Source organism: Paraburkholderia sp. IW21, from assembly GCF_041321145.1.
In the GTDB taxonomy this organism is placed as follows: Bacteria; Pseudomonadota; Gammaproteobacteria; order Burkholderiales; family Burkholderiaceae; genus Paraburkholderia.
On the sequence record NZ_JBGGWA010000003.1, the window covers coordinates 661,735 to 681,625 of the forward strand.

Sequence of the window (19,891 nt, forward strand, 5' to 3'; positions counted from 1 at the left end):
TTATTGGCCAAGCTCCCGATGAAGTGCGCGGCGACGGCTCTTAACGTAGGGGTCGCCTTCGTCGTCGCGGAATTCGCGTTTGACTTCGCTCTTGTCCATGCGCAAATTGCGCAGCCAGAGAAAGCGCTGGATGAAATAGTCGGCGACGGCGGGCACGATCTGCGAGGCGGCCATCCAGGCCAGCAGATGCGAATGGGACGTCGCCGTATAGCCGAGGTGAACCGGCACCGAGAAAGCCCAGATGGGCACGAGTTGCCGCAACCATGCGGCGAGCGCCTGCCCGAACAGAAACAGCAGGATGGCGAACTGGAATAGCGTGAGCACCGTGTCCCACAGCAGGCGCAGGCTGAACAGCTGCTTGAGCCCGTTGATCGGATTCAGACGCTTCACATCGGGGGTCACACGTTTCCACGCGAGCAGTCCACGCGTCTGCATCAGCTCCGGCACCAGACCCGCGAGCGCACCGACACCGAGCGCGATCAGTATCGACGGCAGGAAGGCGCTTAACGCAGCGAGCGTCGATACGAGCCGGTCCCCGAACGCAAGTGATGCATCCAGGGTCGTCACATGCAGCATCAGCCGTGTGCCAAGCGCGTACAGGTGCGGTGCCTCGATGAACAGATACAACCACCAGCACAGGCCACTGAACGTCACCGTCAGATGCGTGCTCTTCGCGATCTCGCCGTCCTCGCGGGCGCGGCGGATGCGCCTGGGGGTCGGGGCTTCGGTCTTGTTGCTCATGGCAGATGAATCACATGGTCAAACGCGATGCGCAGCTGCGCGAACAGCGGCGGCACGCTGAGCATCGCCGCAAAGGACAGGATCAGCGCCTTGACGGTACGCGCGGTGGCGAACGGGTTGAGCCGTTTCGCGTGTCGTGACATCAGTCCGAACGCGACATCGACTAGCAGCACGAGACCGAGCAACGGACTGGCGAGCCGCACGCCTTCAGTCAGCGAACCGGCCAGGTCGCGCAGCGCGATGTGCCGGAACACGTCGATCAGATCGACGCGCCAACGGCCCGGTGGCCACAGTACCCACGCATCCGTGAAAAAGCCGAACAGGAGTGGCAGGCCGGGGCCGGTGAACATCGTCAACGCGGCAAACTGCGAGAACAGCGTTTCGAATAGCGCTGCTTCCTGCTGGAAGTGCGGATCGTAGATCGCCGCACTCGCGTAGCCGCCCTGCTGGTCGAGCACCGCGCCGGCCGCCGACGCCGCCTGAAAGACCGTGCCGAGCAGCAGGCCGAGCGCAACGCCGGTCGCCGCTTCGACGCAGCCGGCCGCTAGCAGATGCGGCGGCCAACCGACCTGTTGCGGCAGCACCGCCAGCGCGAGCAGCACCGGTAGCCGCAGCAGAATGCCGAGTGAGCCGCTCTGGCCGAACGGAATCAGGAATAGCGCCACCGCTGGCCTGATCGTGCAGAACGCAAAGCCCTCGAGATAATCGATGTAATTCGCGTTCAATGCAGACGCCCCGCCGCGATGAAGGTGAATACATGGGCGAGGAAGCGCGCGAGTTCGCGGCTCCCCCAGGGCGCTGTCACGATCAGCACTGCGCCGACGCAGATAATCTTGGCGCCGTACGGCAGACTCTGATCCTGAATCTGCGTCACCGACTGCAATAAGCCGATCAGCAAACCGACGACCGTCGCGACAGCAAGCGCGGGCAGCGACAACCAGAACACCAGCATGAGCGCATCGCTGGACAAGGTGGCAAGAGACGGGACCGTGTTCATTTGACATAGCCGACGATAAGGCCGTGCATCAGCTTCGAGATGCCTGACACCGACACGAAGGTGAAGAGCTTCAACGGAATCGACACCGTGCTCGGCGACAGCATCATCATGCCCATGGCAGTCAGCACGTTGGCGACGACCAGGTCCACCAACAGAAACGCGATATAGAGCAGAAAGCCCGCCTCGAACCCGCTCGATATTTCGCTGATCAGAAACGCGGGAATCAGCAGTTGCAGATCGGTCTCGCGCGCATCGCGCTCCGGATCGATACGCTTCGCGGCGCCGACGAGAAACTTGCGTTCGTCGGGCCGCGAATGCGCCAGCATGAATTCGCCGAGCGGACCGCGCACCGCCTGCAGAAGTTCGGCGGGACGCGGCAACGCAACCTCGCCGTTGTCGCCGGCCGGCAGCGCGGCTTCAATCTTTGCGATGGTCGGCGACATCACGACCAGCGTCGCCGCGAGCGCGATCCCCGAGATCACCAGGTTGCTCGGCGCCTGCTGCACGCCGAGCGCCGAACGCAGAAGCGTCAGCACGATGCTGAACTTCGTGAACGAGGTCGTCATCACGACCGCGAGCGGTAGCAGACCGAGCATGAAGAACACGCTGACAACCTGCAGCTGGTCGAGTTGGGCAGTCATGCCGGCAGGTCCCCTTGGGTCAGCCGGGTCACGCGCACGCCGAGCGAACCGTCGATATCGATCAGCTCGCCGCGGGCAAATGGAATCCCCTGGCACAGCAGCGTGACGGTTCGTTCACGCGAGGGCAGCCGGAACGCGACGATCGATCCCTGCCGCAGATGGGCCAGTTCAGCGACCGACAGCGACAGCGTGCCGAGCACCGCTTCGAACGCGAACGTCAGGGCGTCGATCGGCAGCAGTTCGCTGGTCACTTCGACGGGCGGGGTTTCATCATTCAGAACATGGTCTATCAAGGTGTACTCCTCAGTGAACTTCAACAAGATCCGGCACGCACCCAACCGCAAGGGCACGCGCAGGTAACACGAAAGACGGTCGAACAGCAGCGCGTCGCCCACCGCGACCTTGCGCACGCGCGGCAGCGACATCGACGGGCCGGGCAAACAGATCGGCATCCGCACGTACAGACGGCGCAGCAGCGCGTCGCGGGACGGTGGTGTCGGCGGATGGAGTCGCAGCCATGCATCGACCGCAGAGCCGTAAAACGAGAAATGGGCAGCGCGGCCGCTCGCCACATGCGTGACGGCAATGCCGTATTCGCCTGCCTGCGGGACTGTGTCGAATCTGACGGCGGTGATGTCGATCGTGAAGCCGAACAGGCCTTCGAGCGCGCACAGGTAGTCGCTCAACGCGTCGACGACGTGCGTCACGGCGGTGTCACCGCGCTCGCCGATCACGTCAGGCGTCAACTCCGGTAGCAGTGCACCGGCATCGCACGCGGCGCTGAACGGCGCTTGCGCGGCCATGCCGGACACTCGCAGTGGATAACGCGCCCGGCACGGTTCGAACTCCAGCGTGAAACGGCGCGTGCCGACATTCACCGTCCGCGGCCGGCCGAAATGCCGGATCGCCAGGTTGTGGCGCTCGGCGTCCGCCAGCGCGAGGGTTTCCAGGTCCGGCCAAAGATTCATGCCACTTCCCTCACGAATGGACGGCGCACGACACAAACTCTGTCAGGCGCAGGGGGAGGCGTCGACTGTCGGGCAAGCGGCGTGGCCAGCGCGGCCAGGGTCTCCCGCACGCCGTGTTCAAGCGTGTCGAGTGCCGTACGTCGCGCGCCGTCAGCGAGGTCGTAGGTGCGCAGCACAGCGGCCACACCGTCGCGGATGCCGCATTCGAGCGCCCGCAACTGCACCTTCAGACCGCCATCGATCACGCCGGCCTCGGTCTCGAGGACGCACGAATGCACGGGCAATCCCGCATCGGCCAGCACCGTGCAAAACGGCGCGCCGAGTTCCTGCTCGATCGTTGCGATCAGTTGCGTCGTTTCCTCGAACACCGCCGGTGCAACGCGCACGGAAACCAGCCGTTGCGACTGCGACACGGCGAGCGCGCGGCGCAATTGATTGGTCAACGCGGCTGATGGCGGCAGGTCGCCAACAATGTCGCTCACCGCACAGAGCACGATTTGCGTCAGCCGGGCCTCGAGACGCTGTGCGGCAAACGCCGCAGCAGCCGCGCGTCCGACGTGTTCGCGCAGCGCCGCCGCGTTGCCGGCCGAGTGACCGTGACGCCACGCGCGCCGTTTGAGTTCGCGCACCTGCGCAGCGAGGCGGCCGCGCTCCTGTACTGCTTCGGCGGCGCGCTCCTTTTCGACGGTACGGAGTCCTTCGAGCGACGCCAGTTCGAACGCGCTTAAATGCCCGTCAGATTCAATTTGCCACGCACCCCTTCGACAGATCAGCATGACGGCCCCTCCATCAAACGCCGCGCGGCGGCCACCAGTTCCCGCGCGTCGAGCGCCGACAGTCCGTGCACGCGATAGCGCGTCGCGGCAGCCGCTATCTCGCGCGGCAGGCGCAGGCTCCACCAGAACGCATGGCAGGAGTCCACGGCGGCTTGTGTCGCCAGCGCCAGCCCGAGCGCCGTCATGTCGCGCCGGCTGAACAACGAAGGTGCCGGCTCGACGGTCAGGTCGGCCGTGTTGGCACGCGGGTGCCGTTGGATCGCACCAAGCACGTCCGGCGCGACGCCGGCCGCGAACGCAGCGCGGGTCTGCGCGGCGATCACGCGGCGCAACGAACAGGCGAATGCGAGCGCGGCAACGATACGGCACAAACGCGCACACGCCGGCCGCGGCCAGACCGGCAGCCCAGCCGGCACATCGGGGACGACTACCTGAACCAGCTGCGGATAACGGCCGAACAGAAATGCATGCGCGGCACGCGCGGCACGCTCGTTACGGATGGGATGCCCCGTCCCGAGCCAGCTGTGATGCGCCCAATAGCCGGGTGCGCAGGCGTAGACGTGTTTCATGCGTCGCCTCCCGTACGGGTTGCGGACTTCGATACACCGACGCCGGTGTCGGCGGTGTTTGCGTCAGACGCGTCGCGCGTCGCTTTCGGGTTGGTCTGCCCGAGATGTCCAGGCGCTGTTCCCGGGCTGTCGCCGCGCACTTTCCGTTTGAACCACGTGCGTGTCTCAGAGCGCCATAACCACAGGAATCCGGCTACCAGCAGCACCAGCACCGTCAACACGCACAGCATCGCCGTGGTCCGTGATGGCGCTACTCCGCCATCACGCCCGCAGGCCGTTGCATCGACCGCGCCCGCGGCGCTGGCGATGTCCGCGCCGTCCGCGCAGCGACCTGGAAAGGTCAGCACCGGCGTCACCGCCAGCAGCGTCAGCGACACGCGCGCGGGCGTCAGGCCTTCGACACCGCCCGCCACCAGCGCGCGAATCCGGTCGCGCATCAGTTCGAGGTTGTAGTCGCTGCGGTAACGCATCATCACCGACGCCGATGGCAGCGTGTCCTGCGCCGGATCCATCGGATCCTTTTCGGGCAGCACAATGTGCACGCGAGCGAGCAGCACGCCATCCATCTTTTCGAGCGTTTCGGACAGTTCCTGCGACAACCCATACGCGTAGCGGACCCGGTCCTCCTCGGGGCTCGAAATCAAGCCCTGGCGGCTGAACAGTTCGCCGAGATTCGCATGGCCGCCGCGCGGCAGCGCATACGCGCTGGCCAGCTCGGTGGCCACCACCGCATCGGCGTCGTCGACCGTGATGTTCCAGGTCCGGTCCGTGTTGCGCTCCTTATAGCCACTGATGCCGTGATGACTCAGCGCGGCGACGATGCGATTCGCCTGGTCCTCGTCCAGACCTTCGAACAATGAGGTTCTGCAGCCGGCGAGGAGAAGCAGGACCGGCAGCAGGATCAGGGCGCGGCGCATCAGCTTCGCTGCGACAGCGTCTGGATGGCGCGGCCGGTCTCGTCGGCGGCGCGTACCGTCATCTGCACCCGCACCGCGAAGGCGCCCATGTCGGCCTGAAGACGCAGCATGTCGGACGTCGAGATGCGGCCGGAATCGAGTTGATCGAGGTGCTGCGACAGCTGCAGCGCCGATGTGTCCTGCGCGTCCTGCGCGCGCATCAGCAGGCGCTCGATCAGCGAACCTCCGTCGGCCGCTCCGCCGGCGACCCCGCCGCTCGCAGCAGACGTGGGGGACAATGCGCCGGTTTGCACCGGCATGGTTGTGACAGGGAATTGCAACATATCAATGGCCGCCTCGAATCATCAATCGTTCAATGGTTGAAATGGGAACCGCAGCGTGCGCCGCCTGCGCGGCGCGAGCGGCGCGGGTGTGGAGCGCGCATTCAGGCAGGTTCAAAAACGCCGCCGCCATCGAACTCGCACCGGGTTCGCTGCCCTCTGCCACAGCAATCAGCGTTCGCGCGCCGAGCGCGTAATGGCCTTCGAACACCTGGCACACGCCGAGCCAGGCGTGTGCCAGCGCGCTGTCGGGCGCAACCTGCACCGCACGGCCGAACAGTTGCGACGCACTGCGGTAGTTCGCGCGATCGAGCTCGACAAGGCCCAGCCCGAGATACGGAAAGGCCCGCTGCGGATACAGCAAGGCGAGCCGGTCGAACAGATAGCGTGCCTCGTCGAAGCGCCGATAGACGCGGGCGTAGTGACCGATCGAAATCAGCAGTTCCAGTGTGTCGTCCTGCATCTGCAATGGCTCCCGAAGACGCCGCAAGGGCGTCTTCGTCCTGGTTAAGACAACGTTAGTGGGATGCGCGCGCGGTTTCCTTCTGTGCGTCGGTCAGGCCCTGCACACAAGCGGTCGCGATGCTCTGGGTCGTGTTCACCGCGCCCATCGCCTGCTGGACCTTCATCATTGCCGCGTTCTGCTGCTTGTCGTCGGCGCCTTCGGCCTGCTGCAATTTGCTGTCGAAGTCCTGGTTCTGCTTTTCGAGGATCTTTGCCAGCACCTCGGCAACCTTCTGGGCCGACAGGCCGCCTGTCGCGCCGACTGTCGAGCCACCGCCACCGCCGGCAAAACCATTGCCGGCCAGATTCGGGGACAGTGTCGTATTGACCTGATTCATGTTTTCTATTCCTTACTTTTGATCGCGGGCGTTTGTGAAGCTGGCGCTTCGTTCCACCACTTGCCGAGCCGCTCGCAAACACTCGACAAGCAGAATCAGTTCCTTTTGCACAGTCGGCGACGCGGTCGCCAGCGCGCTGTTCATGCAGCCGATTTCAACGGTCAGCCGTGCTGCGATCGCCTCGCGCCCGGCGCCCCCGGCTTCGGCAAGTTGCGCCTCGAGCGGCAAATCGGCGCATGCGCCGAGCGTACTTTTACCGGCAGCTTCTGGGGGCATGGGCAGCATCCATAAAGAATTCGTAGACCGAACCGTCGTCGTCGCGCGTGACATCCGCTGCGCAGGCCGAGATTCGCGTGATCCGTCCAATGGGCAGTCGCGCGCCGACGAAGTAGCGCACGCCCTGCGCATCCGTGAGCCAGACCACGTGACGGCTGGCGAGCAGATTCAGACCGAGCGCTTCGAGCGGCACGCGCACCCGCTCGCCCGGCTGGGCATGACCAGGAAAAGTGAGACCACGCAGCCCGTTGATCTCGGCGCGCGCGAGGCGCGCGACACGCGCGTAGTCCCACGATTCGGGCAACAGAAAGCCATGGGCGCCGGGCAGCATCGCGGTGAACGCACCGGGTTCGGCGGCGCGCACCTCGGCGTCGCGGTAGTAGCGCGCGAGAAATTCGCCGACTTGCTCCTGCAACTGCGCAAGCACGATCACATGCATCACCGGCGCCCGCTGTCGCGACCACGCGCTAGCCGTCAGCGCGGCCAGATCGGCGGCTGACTGCACATAGCCCTCGTAGACGAGCGCACCGGACTTCGGGTCGAGATGCGTCGTCACCAGTTGGAACGCATCGTTGGTGCGCGTCGCGCGCGGTCCGCCCGACCACTGGATCGACGTGGTCCATGCCAGCAGAGCAAATGCGACCGGTACCCCAAGCACCATGGCTTTCGTCACGGGCGACGCATCGGACCAGCGCCTGGCGAGATATGCGAACGGCGCATGGCGCAGCAGGTAGGCACGTTCGGCGTCACGCGCCATCGTCGCGCCTGGCGCATCGCGGCCACAGAACTGGAAGGTGACGACGCCCACCGAAAACCAGGCGCCACGCTCCAACATCACGCGCCGCCCAGACGGTACGGGCCGGCCGAACACCGCGACTTCCGCATGCTCGGCGAGCAGTGCAAGCGCCGCGCCGCGCAACTCGACAGTGGCGTGCAGGGCTTCGACGCCCTCGTCTATCACCATCAGGTCGGCATCGCCGCCGCTGCCGATCCGCAGCGGCTTGCCGGACGGCAGCACCACACTTGCACCGGCGTGCACGCCGTCCATCACGACGATCTGTGCATCAGCGGTCATGGCGGTTCTCCCACGGCATCTTGCGCACCGGCGGCAAAATGGGCTGTAACACGGGAGGTGACGTAGCTGACTCCGGCGTGCCGGGGGCCGCCGGCTGCGCCGGCTTCCGCAGTGCGGCATCGACGTCTGGTGCAATGCTGGCGGCCATCGGTTGCAGCGGTCGCGTCGCAACGGGCGCGGCACCCGCCGATAGCGCCGACAGCGCGGGCAACGGGGGCAACGCAGTCGCGGTACCGGCCGTTCGCGCTCGAGTGGCATCCAGACTCGCACTTGCGGCGTCCATCGTCGTTTCCCCGACGGCCCGCGCCACGTTCGGCGCCCCGTCGCCCGACAGGCGCTTCAGGCGCGGCGTGATCAGGATCAGCCGTTCGAGACGCTCGTGCGTGGTCTGGGTCGCGCGGAAGAGCGCACCGAGATACGGTACATCGCCGAGCACCGGCACTTTCGACGTGGTGTTTTCACTGCGCTCATATTGATAGCCGCCGATCAGCAGACTCTCGCCGTCGCGCACGATCGCCTGAGTGACGACCGAGTGGTTCTCGACCTTCGGAATGCCGTCCACCGATGTCGACGTGTTGAACGTGCCGTCTTCGATCTGGATGTTGAGCCGGATATTGCGGCGCGGGTCGCCCGTCGATTCGACGCTCGGCGTCACCTTCAGCGTGAGCCCCGTATCGATGTTGAAGAGGTCGACCGCCTGGTTGCCCGCGACGCGCACATACACCGTACTGCGCGAGGTCAGCGCCGCCTCCGTGTTGTTCAGCGTGAGGACCTGTGGGCGCGACAGCACGCGCGCCTTGCCGGCATCCTCCAGCGCATGGATCTGTGCGAACAGGTATTGCGCCGAGTTGCCGACCAGCGTGGCGAGATTCAATCCGGCCGCCGCGCTGGCCGACGTCACCAGGTCCGGGGTGCCGAAGTTGAGCGGCGCGCTCGCGGTCCCCGAGGCGCCGTTGATACGCCCATTCGCGCCGCCCCAATTCACGCCAAGCGAGCGCGCTGCATTCGACGACACATCGATCACTACCGCGTCGATTTCGACCAGTTCCTGCGGCTGGTCGAGCATCGTGATGGCGCGCTCGTAATTCGGCATCATCGACACGAGGTCGCTGATCACGACCGAGTTGGTGCGCTGATCAGCGACGATGTTGCGCCGCGCGGGTGTCGCGGCTGGCTGCGTGGTGTCGGAGTCGGAGTCGGGCAGCGGCGGTTGCACGACATCGCTATCGGGCGGCGCGCCGGCAAGACCGAGGCCGAGAAGGCTCGGCAGCGGCGGTGGCCCGCCGCGCGCGCTGCGGGCATCGGCGCGAGCATCGGCGCGCGAGCGGGGGGTGCGGGACGCAGTGGCCTGCCAGGTGTCCGCCATCAGCCGGCGCAGCAGCGCAGCGACGCCCGGTACGACTTGCTCCCGCGACCCGACCGTGTAGTGGACGTCCTGGGCCTGCGCGTGGCGCAGCGGAAAAACCCGAATCACGGTCTCGTCGAATGACGGCTTGACGGTGGTCTGTCGCTGGGCCTTGTCGATCGCCTCGGCCACCGCGTCGACGAATTTCGACGGGCCGGCTACCTTGACGGTCGTCGCCGAGTATTTGATCGGCAAGCGGGCGTCGTCGAGATCGAGGTTGCGAAGCAGGGACGCGACCGCCTCGCGGGTCATCGGCGCGAACGGGATCACCCGGCTGCGCACGTCCGACGCGGTCGCGACATGCATCGCCTTGCCGTCGAAATACCAGACGAGGCCGTATGCCTCGACCAGTTGGGTGAATACATTGCCCGGCGTGTCGTCAAAGCGGCCATTGACCGCGCCTTTCACATCGCGGCCGATGTCGGCGCTCAAGCCCTCGACGGCGAGCACGTCGCGCAACACATCGGGCAATGGTGCGCCGTTCACTGCGTAGTGAATCGGCGCACCTTGCCATACCGGCGTCGCGGCGTTCGCCACGGGTATGAGCAACGCGGCCCAGGCCACGCCGAACGGACCCGCAACGTGACGCATGGCGGCCCGGGTCGCGCACGGTGGCAAGAATGCGACTCTGCCGCTGCCCTTCTTGATAATCGAATCGATGCGCCACATCATAAGCATTAAAAATCCCTGGCTGCGTTATTGACTACGTTAGCGAGAAATTTAAAGGCATCTCATCAATCCCAGGTCATATACATATATGACATCCGCGGATGATCAACATGAACGCGGTGAGCGTCATTCCGTCCCACCGATAGAACATCAATGCATGGCATTCCTTTCCGCTTCGAATTCACCCGGAAAAATTCCCTTATCCAAAAATAGAGCGAAGATGCAAATTTTCGCAAGTCGTATATCTGTATGACCTGCTGTGCTCAGGGAGAGAGAGGATTGATGAACCGCCAATTTTATTAATCCGACCATGACAGACGAACCACACAACTCACACTGCAACGCTCAGATTCTCTCGAAGTTATTCGGCGCGTTGACGGGCTTCGAAGTCCTCAAAGAAATTTTGCATCCACCGATTCCTACAGACGCACTCACATGCGGATGACACGGTATTGCAACTTCACTCCTCTACTCGCAAAGCCGAGGCTGCGTTCCGTCAGAATTAACGGATTTGCAACATGTCTGCGACTTGAGGAGATCTATTGGCGAATCATCGAAGAAATCGCGCGTCAGGAATCTCTGACAGTAGGGAAGCTGATTTCAAAGTGGGCCCTTGAAATTGATATGACGCAAGAAACCGTCTGCAATTTCACTGGACTAATCAGGATTATTTGCGTAACTCAAATAATTGAACAAAAACATCTGATCGACATGAGGACGATCGATCCAGAGGCACAAAGAAGCGCTCTTCAATAACCGTCAAGGAGGTCTATCCCAATAGCTACATTCACTTTTTTAATATGTTTCGGAACGACAATCGCCGAGTACCAGGCGCAATTAGTCGAGCTAAAAAAACAACTGACCGGTTTAATTTCTTAATCATAAGGATTTGATAATGAGCAATGCGATCAACGACATCGGCGGCAGCACGCCGTTCGATATGGGCGACCTGCCGGCGCCGGCGCAAAACGGCGTGCAAACCCACGCCAGCTTCAGCACCGTGCGAATGTTTTCCCCTGACGACACCGGTGATATCGGCAATACGCAGCCGAGTTTCGCGGCAGCCTCGCATCACGCCCGGCACGCGGCCGCGAACGATGACGGCTTCGGCACACAAGGCGCCGGCGCAGGGGCACAGGGAGGCGGTAAGGGTGCCGATATGTCGAACGCGCTGGGTCAGATCATGGACATCATCAAGACCGCCATTTCCGCCGCGATGCAGTTGGCGCCGCCTCTTCTCGGCATGGTCACTTCGATGATGGGCAAAGCAGGTACATCAGGAACGGGCGCCGCTTGACAGCGCGCTGAAAGCAGCCGGCCGTCGCAGTAACGCCGGCCGGGGCCGGGGCGGCTCTACGGAGGGTCGCCCCGCTTCACATCCGGTACTTCCATCTCAAGACGCCATGAACCATTCCCGCGGGCTCGGTCCCGCCGATTTCCTTCGGCTCAACGACCTCGTCCGGCGCGCCAATGCAGGACTGCACACGGCCATTACCGGTTTCGTCGACGGCGGCCATCGCCATATCGGCGAGTCGCTGCGCGGCGGTTCGCCGCCAGATGCGCTCGTGCAGCGTTTCCTCGATGAACTGCAGTTGATGCCGGATTACCTCGGCACCTCATACCGGGTGTCGCAGATCACCCGCAATGGTCTCGCCGCGCTGCAACGCGGCCACGGTCGGCGCTTCGCGGATCTCGGCGCGCAGTGTGCCTTCGTGCTGCCGTCCAACGCGGCCGCATGGGCGAGGCACGCGGCTACGGCACAACTGCGCGACGGCGCGTTCCGGCTGTTTTCGATCTTCGACGAATCGGTCCCGCAGAAGAATCTGTCGACCGCACTCCTCGCGGATTGTGTCGTCGTGCCGCCGGGCGCGCCGCTGCGCCTGAAGACCCTGCGCATCATCACAGACCAAGGCGCCGCAGGCCCGGGCCGCCCCCGCGTCGTCGCGCATTTCGTTCGGGGGGATCAGACATGCGATACGCCATACGATCTCTACAACGGCACGCCAGGCGACTGACGCAACATCACCAGCCAGGGCGCAGCGGGGGCGATGCACCAGGCCATCCGGCAAACTGGCGAAAAACGCGCGCTCTGGCGTAGTCCTCATCGATCCGGTTGTTTTGCGAACCGACCTCACGCCATGCGAAACACCGACACGGACCGTTTGAGGTTGTGAGCCTGTTCGGCGAGACTTTGCGCGGCAGCGGCAGCCTGCTCGACGAGCGCCGCGTTTTGCTGGGTCACGGAATCCATCTGACCGACAGCTCGATTCACCTGCTCGATGCCGTCGCTTTGCTGGTCCGACGCGGCAGCGATTTCCGTCATCAATGCGGTGACCCGTGCGACTTCCTGAGCCACCGCGTCCATCGCTTCACCCGCATGACGCGCGATCTGCGAACTGTTGTGCACATTGCCGGACGATGTGTCGATCAGCGCCTTGATCTCTTTCGCGGACGACGCGCTGCGTTGCGCGAGTGCGCGGACCTCCGCCGCCACGACCGCGAAACCACGTCCCTGTTCACCGGCGCGCGCCGCCTCCACCGCCGCATTGAGCGCGAGGATGTTGGTCTGGAACGCAATACCTTCGATCGCGCCGATGATCGCGGCCATCTGCGCGGCGTCGCCGACCAGACCCTGCATCGCGGCAATCACGTCATTGACCTTTGCACCACTCGTTTGCGCGGCCATGGCGACGTTCTGTGCCAGGCTTGCGGCATGCTGCGCATGTCCGGCATTCTGCTTCACGGTGGACGTCAGCTCTTCCATGCTCGATGCGGTTTCCTCAAGCGACGCGGCCTGTTCTTCGGTCCGTTGCGACAGATCCGCATTGCCCTGGGCGATTTCGCCGGAGGCGACCAGAATGGATTCACTTGACCGTCCAATGTGCTGGACCATTTCGCCCAGCCGTTCGCACATCTCCTTCAATGCATGCATGAGACTGGTTCGATCGCCTGGGCGCGTGGCGACCGTCGCGCTCAGATCGCCGGACGCGATGCGCTGCGCGAGCGCTGCAGCGTCGGCCGGTTCGCCACCGAGTTGCCGGGACAACTGCCGTGAGATCAATAGACCAAATCCCATGCTGATCACAAAACCGGCAACTGCAAGCGAACCCAGCAACAGCCGCATTCGCAGAAACATATCGCGCGCGCCGCGTGATGCCTCGCTAGCGGCATCCTTTTCAAACTCCGTCAATTGAGCGAGCGCCTTTTTCATCTCGGCACTCGACGCAATCGCCCGAGCAACCAGCGCGTCGTGGTCGGTGAACTCCGGGGGCACCGGTTGCAGGCCCACTTCCTGCCGCAGAACCGGCGTCCAGGCCGCCGTGGTGCGTTCGACTTCAGCATAGAGTTCGCGGCCACGCGGGGTCGCGATCGTCTTGCGGTAGGCGGCCATATTGTCATTCATTCCCGCCAGCCGGACGAGGATGTCGTCGATCAGGTGCTGGCGGGCCGCGTCGGCCTTCACGTGGTTCAGATTTGCTGCGTCAAGGTCGGCCGAGAATTTGTTGCGGGCGACTTCACCCAGGTAATAGAGGCCGCGAAGATGCTGCTCATCGATCGTTTGGGTGATGTCGTACAGGCGCGCGAGCGTGATCATGCCCACACCCGCGCCTGCGGCGCCGATCAGTGCGACAGTGCCAAACCCCGCCAGGAGTCTTTGCAATACGGTGAACTTCGCCATAACTTTCATCGTCAACCTCGTCATGCGTGTACCCTCCGCCCATTTCGGCGGTCGTCGTTGCCCTATCTCTATCGGCCGTTCGCACGCTGTTCTTGACTTCAAAATCTGCGCATAGCAGTTTCGATATGGGCGGCACGCCTAAGCATTGGAGGGCGGCAAACGTGGCTGAGATAGGGAGAGTTCTCTTAATAGCGCGATGGGCCATGAACGACCCTGCTTCGCGTCTTCCGCCTTGGCGGCCCACGTCCGCCCTCGCCTGGAGCGGACATGCGTGCGTGCAGTCTTCAGCTTGATTCGCTGCGCAGAAATAATGAGGAACAGCCCGAAAAAGCCGTACGCCACGCTTCCAGAACCGCTTCGAGCGCTCCTCCTTATTAGCGAGTCCTAGAACTTTGCGCGGATGCCCACGCCAAATGTATCGCCGTGTGATTCGCCCGAAATCTTGTCATTAAGGTACGCGGCGTACACATCCGTTCGCCGGGAGAGCGGATAGTCGTACCCGAGCGCCCAGGTCTTGCGGTTCTGATCGAAACCGCCCGAGTCCTTCGAATAGGCGTACGACGCCATCACGTTGCCACCCGCAAGCGGTATTGTGAAGCCGGCCTGACCGGTGTTCACGTGGTAGTCGCCGGTGGTGACCGAGTTGCCCGTGTACATGTACTGGCCATACAGCTTGATGATCTTGAAGTCGTACCTCACGCCGAGTTGGCCGATGCTCTGGCTGCGCAGGCCTGCGACGACGTTCGCCGCGGCAGGAGTCGAGAAGTCGTCGGCCACGTTCTTGTAGTTGACATACTGGTAGACCGCGGTCGCAGCGAACGCGCCGTTCACGTACAGCACTTGTGCGCTGTCCTTGTGCCGGCCGGCCGCGCCTGCCTGATTACCCAGCGAGTACATGATCGAACCCGTCAGCCCGGAGAAGCTCGGCGAGGCGTATGCAATCGCGTTGCTCCAGCCGGAGTCGCCGACCGCGCCCTGGTCTGTCCGGTACGCCGGAAATGTACTGGTGCCGAGGTACGTGTGATAGATCATCGGCGAGAACGGGTATGAATCGACGAACGGGTTGAACAGGATCGTCGAGACGAAGAGATTCGACGTCATTCGGCCCGCTGTCAGCGTACCGTACCGCGACAGAATGCCGACATAGGCGTTACGCGCGAAAAAGGTGTCGCCCTGGAAGCGCCCGGCCTGGCCGTTCTGCGCGCGGAAAAACGCCTCCAGTGCGAAGATCGTCTTGAGTCCCCCGCCCAGGTCTTCACTGCCCTTCATGCCCCAGTACGAGGTGGACATCCCGCCCCCCGCGACGACCCACGCGCGCTTGTTACCCGGAAACGTCTGCGCGCCGACCCATTCGTCCACTTGCCCATAGAGCTGTACGCTGGATTGCGCGTGAGCCGGCCCCGCCATCAGCGCTGTCATAAAAAATGTGCTCACGAGTGCCGCTTTCACCTCACGGCAGCCTTCTTGTCGTCCCGATTTCATATGGTCTCCAGATAATGATGATCGTTGATCGCGGCCGCCAGGTTCGCCACGTATTCATGTGGTTTCCGTCTGTCTCACCTGCAAAGCGTGCCCGGCGAACCAATCTTCGCGGATCGTTCGCGCGAAAATAAATTTCGTTTGTTATCCTACATATAAGCGATTCAGATCCCGTCAGCTTACCGGCTGCGCGGGAGCGCCAGACTCAGAACCATTCCAATTGTCTATGCGCTGTCCGGCATGCGGCACGTCACCTATCACTCATGCAGGAGGTCTCATTGACCTCTTCCGGTTGTACGAACGCGGCCAAAGCGACGAGCACCGGACGAGATCTGTCGGGTAGCAGCGGGTGTCGAGAATCATGCGGGATCTCCTCGCAATGCTTCAGGTTGAAGGCAAGCAGGCCGCGGCAAAGGCCGATGGACTGCATCTTGCGTTCGGGAGCATTGTCTTGGGGGCTGCGATGGACGATTAGCGCCACTGACAATGACTCCGCCAGTGAGCAATCTCCAGTTGAACGATTGCGGCATTGCACCGCTGCTTGTTCAATCGACCGCTTCTACCCACGCACGCATGATGCAGCCATCAAGATTTCGCTGTCAAGGAGGCAAAATAAAATTGGAGGCGAAAAAAATGCGTATGACAGGCAAAAGAAAAACCTTCATCCAATGCTAGGCGCCGCCCTCTTCGTTGACACGCTTGTCGGATGATTCCCGGCGCCATGCATCCGTGACCTCGGCCAGCAACGCGAGAAATCGTTCGAGTGCGGGCAAGGAGTCATCGAGCCGCACGGTGGCGTAGAGGTCGGCATTCATCACCTGCTCGTCCATTTTGACGAAAGCGACATTCTCGCGGGGCGTGGTGGAGAGCGACTCGGGCAGAATGCTGATGCCCACGCCAGCGCCCACCAGGCTAAGTACCGTCTCCGGATCAGCCGATTCATGCAGCACACGGGGCTCGAAGCCGTCCCGAACACAGGCGGCCAGAATGCCGCGAATCATTGGGCTTTGCGTGTTCAGCAAGACGAATGGGTCGTGAGCGAGCTCTCGCAGAGTGACGCACCGGCGTCCGGCCAGCGGATGACTGCCCGACAGCGCGATCACGAGTCGTTGCGGGTAGATCAGGATGGACCGGAGTTCGCGGTGCTCTGTTGAACTGCAGGCAAAGCCGACGTCGATCTGCCCACGTATCAGGGCCTCCTGCTGCCGATCGGGCAACAGCTCATGCAGCGTCCACTCCACTTCCGGGTTACGTTTCTGGAACAGATGCATGGTCCTGGGCAACGGACCATACATCACCGAGTTGATGATGCCGATGCGGATATAGCCCTCAAGCCCGTCGGCCACCCTACGCACCAGCTTTTCCACCGAATCGCAATCGTTGACGATACTTCGTGCGCGCACCAGGAGCGCTTCCCCCGCACGCGTGAGCCGGGCTCCCAGGCGCCCACGCATGAATAGCGTGACGCCGAGCGAATCCTCCAGAGCCTTGATCTGTTGACTCAGCGGCGGCTGGGACATGTGCAGGCGCTCGGCCGCCCGGCTGAAGTTGCCTTCCTCGGCGACCGCTATGAAGTAACGCAGCTGACGGATATCCATATGCATCTCGTATCGATTGGATTCCTAAATCATATTTCACATATTGAATTTGTGCACATAGTCTTTGATCACGCGGCAAAAAAGCGTCACGCGCAGTCGCCGTGCTTTGCGATTCCGACGATACAAGAAGGTCACCGCGCCCGACGGTGCCTGAGGAGACAACAATGACAACGCTGAAGGTGAACGGCGCCGACCGCACGGTCGACGCGCCCGGCGACACCCCGCTGCTGTGGGTGCTGCGCGATGAACTCAATCTCACAGGAACCAAATACGGCTGCGGGATGGGCCTGTGCGGCGCCTGTACGGTTCACGTCAATGGTGCGGCGGTGCGGGCGTGCCAGACACCGCTGGCGACCGTGGCGGGCAAGCGCATTACCACCATCGAAGGCCTTGGCTCACCTCAAACATTGCACATCGTGCAAAAGGCATGGCAGGAAGAGGATGTACCGCAATGCGGCTACTGCCAGTCCGGCCAGATAATGTCGGCAGCCGCGTTGCTTGGAAGCACGCGCAACCCCAGCGATCACGACATCGACGCGGCGATGGCAGGCAATATATGCCGCTGCGGCACCTACGATCGCATTCGTCGCGCGATCCATCGAGCCGCCGCCGCACTCCGCAAGGAGACCACAGCATGAAGCGCGACGAAGCAATCATCAGCGCACAACGTGTGTCCGCAGGCCGCCGGCGCTTCCTGCAGACCGGTGCGGCGCTCGCCGGTGGCCTGCTGCTCGAGATTCACGCGGGCGGAGTGAGTATTCGCAGCGCCCACGCAGCACCGGTCACGGACAGCACGGCCGGCAATTTCGCGCCCAATGCGTGGGTCCGCATCACGCCGGACAACCAGGTGCTGCTGGTGGTCCACAAGTTCGACAGCGGCACCGGTGTCAAGAATGCACTCGGCCTGATGCTGGCCGAGGAACTCGACGCCGATTGGGCTCGCGTGCGGGTGATCCAGCCGGACGATCCACTCGCGAAGTCTTATCTCCACCCGTTGTGGGGCATGCATGCAACGGGTGGCAGCACGAGCGTGTCGCTGGAATGGACCACCTTGCGGCGCGCCGGCGCCACGGCTCGTGCGATGCTCGTGGCGGAAGCCGCCCGGCGCTGGTCGGTCGATCCGGGCAGTTGCACGACCGCGGCGAGCGAGGTCGTCCATCTACCCAGCGGGCGGCGGATTGTCTATGGCAATCTTGCCCAGGGCGCCGCGGCGCAACCGGTGCCCACCGAGGTGAGGCTCAAGCGGCCGGACGAATTTGTCCTCATCGGCAAGGAGCGCCGCAGCTATCGCGTCGCCGACAAGTTGACCGGGCGCGCGCAATACGCCATTGACGTCAAGCTGCCGGACATGCTGACCGCCATCGTTGTCCATCCGCCGGTAGTCAATGCGAAAGTAAAGTCGTTCAACGCCGTCGAAGTCAAGGCGTTGCCTGGCATACGCGATGTTTTCTCCATTGAAATACCGGATGTAATAGCGCATTTCCGCGAGAACATGCCGCCCATGCCCGTTGCAAATGGCGCCGGCCAGCCGGGTGTGGCGATCGTCGCCGACCATTTCTGGGCGGCTCAGCGCGCAAGACAGGTATTGAAGGTCGAGTGGCAAGAAAGCGATCTGGCGAACTTCAGCTCCGACGACGTCATTCGGGAGATGACAAGGCACATCGACGACTCCGGCAAAAAATCGAAGGTAAAAGGCGATGCCGACACGGCGTTCAGGGAGGCGGCGCATGTCGTGGAGGCTGTCTACAGCATGCCCTACAAGGCTCATGCCCAGATGGAGCCGCTCAGTGTCGTGGCGTGGGTGAAGCCGGATGCGGTGGAGTACTGGGGTGGAATCCAGGTGCCGTCGCGCTGTGCGCAAGCGGCAGAAACGATAGCGGGAGTGCCGCGCGACAAGGTCCGCATTCATATGACTGAAGCGGGCGGCAGCTTTGGCGCACGCGAGGGACTGCATCAGATCCTGGAAGCAACCCTGATCTCGAAGCGCATGGGCAAGCCCGTCAAGCTGCTATACAGCCGCGAGGACGATATTCGCGGACTGTTCTACCAGACTGCCAGCGTGCATAAGGCGCGTGCCGCGCTCGACGCCACGGGCAATTTGCTCGGCTTCAGTCTGCGTGCCGTGGTGCCATCGATCAAGGAACCCGACGATCCAGGTTTTCTGGCCAAGGTCCCGGTGGACCCGAGCTGTACCGAGGCCATGCGCGACGATTTCTACTATGACGTCCCGTCGCTCGACCTGGCGTGGGTACGGCACGAGCCCGGGTTCCCGATCTGGTGGTGGCGCGCCGTGAGCTACGTGCCGAATATCTTCGCGATCGAGAGCCTCGTCGACGAAGCTGCACAAGCAGCCGGACAGGATCCGGTCGACTATCGCCGCAAGGCACTTGCGAGCCGGCCCGAGTTGAGGGCGGTGCTCGATCGGGCGGCCAGCCTCGCAGGCTGGAAACCGGGTGCCTCGCCCAACATCGGCGGAACAGGGCGCGGACTGGGCGTGGCCATTTACGAAGGCTACAAGAGCTACATCGCCATCGTTGCCGATGTAGGCGTCCAGGAGAACGCCATCAAGGTGCACAAGATCACCTGTGTGGTCGACTGCGGGCTGGCCGTCGATCCGGGTTCGGTACGACAGCAACTGGCGGGCGGCATCTATTGGGGTGTTTCAACTGCGCTGATGAATGCAATTCATATCGAACACGGCACGGTGCGCGAAAGCAATTTTCACGACTACCCCGTTCTGCGCATGCACGAAGCCCCTTTGTTGGAGATCGAGGTGCTGCCGCCCTCGGGACGCCAACCGGGTGGAATTGGCGAACTGTCCAATCCGCCTGTCGTACCGGCTATCGGCAACGCGATCTTCGCCGCAACCGGCAAGCGGCTGCGTGCGACGCCGTTCGTGCTGGCCGCAACCGAGTCCTGAATACACACAATAACTGGCG

22 protein-coding genes are annotated in these 19,891 nt (G+C 63.1%); 5 read left to right on the top strand and 17 right to left on the bottom strand.

The annotated features are described in order from the left end of the window. From ACAX43_RS10125 to sctC, 14 genes are read right to left on the bottom strand one after another with little or no spacing between them, the layout of a single operon-like run. On the bottom strand, positions 1–741 hold the full coding sequence (locus tag ACAX43_RS10125) for an EscU/YscU/HrcU family type III secretion system export apparatus switch protein (RefSeq protein WP_370708239.1): 741 nt from the start codon (positions 739–741) through the stop codon (positions 1–3). Then, complete coding sequence (locus ACAX43_RS10130) at positions 738–1,466, bottom strand: EscT/YscT/HrcT family type III secretion system export apparatus protein (protein WP_370708240.1); 729 nt, start codon at positions 1,464–1,466, stop codon at positions 738–740. Before ACAX43_RS10130 ends, ACAX43_RS10125 begins: the two co-directional genes overlap by 4 nt. After that, entirely contained in the window at positions 1,463–1,738 is a 276-nt protein-coding gene (gene sctS, locus ACAX43_RS10135) for a type III secretion system export apparatus subunit SctS (RefSeq protein ID WP_370708241.1), read from the bottom strand. Before sctS ends, ACAX43_RS10130 begins: the two co-directional genes overlap by 4 nt. Then, positions 1,735–2,379: an EscR/YscR/HrcR family type III secretion system export apparatus protein gene (locus ACAX43_RS10140; RefSeq protein WP_370708242.1), complete on the bottom strand. Its 645-nt coding sequence runs from the start codon at positions 2,377–2,379 to the stop codon at positions 1,735–1,737. Before ACAX43_RS10140 ends, sctS begins: the two co-directional genes overlap by 4 nt. After that, entirely contained in the window at positions 2,376–3,347 is a 972-nt protein-coding gene (locus tag ACAX43_RS10145) for a FliM/FliN family flagellar motor switch protein (RefSeq protein WP_370708243.1), read from the bottom strand. Before ACAX43_RS10145 ends, ACAX43_RS10140 begins: the two co-directional genes overlap by 4 nt. Then, positions 3,344–4,123 carry a FliH/SctL family protein gene (locus ACAX43_RS10150; protein WP_370708244.1) on the bottom strand — a complete coding sequence of 260 codons (780 nt, stop codon included), beginning with the start codon at positions 4,121–4,123 and terminating at the stop codon, positions 3,344–3,346. The genes ACAX43_RS10145 and ACAX43_RS10150 overlap by 4 nt, the downstream gene beginning before the upstream one ends. Continuing rightward, a complete protein-coding gene (locus ACAX43_RS10155) occupies positions 4,117–4,692 on the bottom strand; it encodes a hypothetical protein (protein ID WP_370708245.1) in 576 nt (191 codons plus the stop codon). The genes ACAX43_RS10150 and ACAX43_RS10155 overlap by 7 nt, the downstream gene beginning before the upstream one ends. Continuing rightward, the gene (gene sctJ, locus ACAX43_RS10160) at positions 4,689–5,609 is read right to left on the bottom strand and encodes a type III secretion system inner membrane ring lipoprotein SctJ (protein ID WP_370708246.1); all 921 of its coding nucleotides are present in this window, start codon (positions 5,607–5,609) and stop codon (positions 4,689–4,691) included. The genes ACAX43_RS10155 and sctJ overlap by 4 nt, the downstream gene beginning before the upstream one ends. Beyond that, a complete protein-coding gene (locus ACAX43_RS10165) occupies positions 5,609–5,932 on the bottom strand; it encodes an acyl carrier protein (RefSeq protein ID WP_370708247.1) in 324 nt (107 codons plus the stop codon). The genes sctJ and ACAX43_RS10165 overlap by 1 nt, the downstream gene beginning before the upstream one ends. A 1-nt stretch (position 5,933) precedes the next feature. Continuing rightward, on the bottom strand, positions 5,934–6,392 hold the full coding sequence (locus ACAX43_RS10170; protein WP_370708248.1) for a tetratricopeptide repeat protein: 459 nt from the start codon (positions 6,390–6,392) through the stop codon (positions 5,934–5,936). A gap of 55 nt (positions 6,393–6,447) precedes the next feature. Then, the gene (locus ACAX43_RS10175; RefSeq protein WP_370708249.1) at positions 6,448–6,771 is read right to left on the bottom strand and encodes a hypothetical protein; all 324 of its coding nucleotides are present in this window, start codon (positions 6,769–6,771) and stop codon (positions 6,448–6,450) included. A gap of 12 nt (positions 6,772–6,783) precedes the next feature. Further along, a complete protein-coding gene (locus tag ACAX43_RS10180) occupies positions 6,784–7,047 on the bottom strand; it encodes a hypothetical protein (protein WP_370708250.1) in 264 nt (87 codons plus the stop codon). Continuing rightward, the gene (locus tag ACAX43_RS10185; protein WP_370708251.1) at positions 7,025–8,122 is read right to left on the bottom strand and encodes an FHA domain-containing protein; all 1,098 of its coding nucleotides are present in this window, start codon (positions 8,120–8,122) and stop codon (positions 7,025–7,027) included. The genes ACAX43_RS10180 and ACAX43_RS10185 overlap by 23 nt, the downstream gene beginning before the upstream one ends. Further along, positions 8,112–10,118, bottom strand: coding sequence for a type III secretion system outer membrane ring subunit SctC (gene sctC, locus ACAX43_RS10190; protein ID WP_370708252.1), 2,007 nt, complete (start codon positions 10,116–10,118; stop codon positions 8,112–8,114). The genes ACAX43_RS10185 and sctC overlap by 11 nt, the downstream gene beginning before the upstream one ends. Before the next feature lie 519 nt (positions 10,119–10,637). On the opposite strand from sctC, the gene ACAX43_RS10195 reads away from it, so the two are divergent. The 3 genes from ACAX43_RS10195 to ACAX43_RS10205 all read left to right on the top strand — a co-directional run bounded on the left by ACAX43_RS10195 (position 10,638) and on the right by ACAX43_RS10205 (position 12,211). Continuing rightward, positions 10,638–10,952: a ribbon-helix-helix domain-containing protein gene (locus ACAX43_RS10195; protein ID WP_370708323.1), complete on the top strand. Its 315-nt coding sequence runs from the start codon at positions 10,638–10,640 to the stop codon at positions 10,950–10,952. A 139-nt stretch (positions 10,953–11,091) separates the two neighbouring features. Next, complete coding sequence (locus tag ACAX43_RS10200) at positions 11,092–11,493, top strand: hypothetical protein (RefSeq protein ID WP_370708253.1); 402 nt, start codon at positions 11,092–11,094, stop codon at positions 11,491–11,493. Positions 11,494–11,599: 106 nt separating this feature from the next. Further along, the gene (locus tag ACAX43_RS10205) at positions 11,600–12,211 is read left to right on the top strand and encodes a hypothetical protein (protein ID WP_370708254.1); all 612 of its coding nucleotides are present in this window, start codon (positions 11,600–11,602) and stop codon (positions 12,209–12,211) included. Between the two features lie 116 nt (positions 12,212–12,327). Here the strand turns inward: ACAX43_RS10205 and ACAX43_RS10210 are convergent, their stop codons facing one another. The 3 genes from ACAX43_RS10210 to ACAX43_RS10220 all read right to left on the bottom strand — a co-directional run bounded on the left by ACAX43_RS10210 (position 12,328) and on the right by ACAX43_RS10220 (position 16,952). After that, complete coding sequence (locus ACAX43_RS10210; RefSeq protein WP_370708255.1) at positions 12,328–13,884, bottom strand: methyl-accepting chemotaxis protein; 1,557 nt, start codon at positions 13,882–13,884, stop codon at positions 12,328–12,330. Between the two features lie 375 nt (positions 13,885–14,259). Then, positions 14,260–15,294: a porin gene (locus tag ACAX43_RS10215; RefSeq protein ID WP_370708324.1), complete on the bottom strand. Its 1,035-nt coding sequence runs from the start codon at positions 15,292–15,294 to the stop codon at positions 14,260–14,262. 731 nt (positions 15,295–16,025) lie between these two features. Then, positions 16,026–16,952, bottom strand: coding sequence for a LysR substrate-binding domain-containing protein (locus ACAX43_RS10220; RefSeq protein ID WP_370708256.1), 927 nt, complete (start codon positions 16,950–16,952; stop codon positions 16,026–16,028). Between the two features lie 164 nt (positions 16,953–17,116). On the opposite strand from ACAX43_RS10220, the gene ACAX43_RS10225 reads away from it, so the two are divergent. Continuing rightward, the gene (locus ACAX43_RS10225; protein WP_370708257.1) at positions 17,117–17,590 is read left to right on the top strand and encodes a (2Fe-2S)-binding protein; all 474 of its coding nucleotides are present in this window, start codon (positions 17,117–17,119) and stop codon (positions 17,588–17,590) included. Next, positions 17,587–19,872 carry a molybdopterin cofactor-binding domain-containing protein gene (locus tag ACAX43_RS10230; protein WP_370708258.1) on the top strand — a complete coding sequence of 762 codons (2,286 nt, stop codon included), beginning with the start codon at positions 17,587–17,589 and terminating at the stop codon, positions 19,870–19,872. The genes ACAX43_RS10225 and ACAX43_RS10230 overlap by 4 nt, the downstream gene beginning before the upstream one ends. Positions 19,873–19,891: the final 19 nt, after the last annotated feature.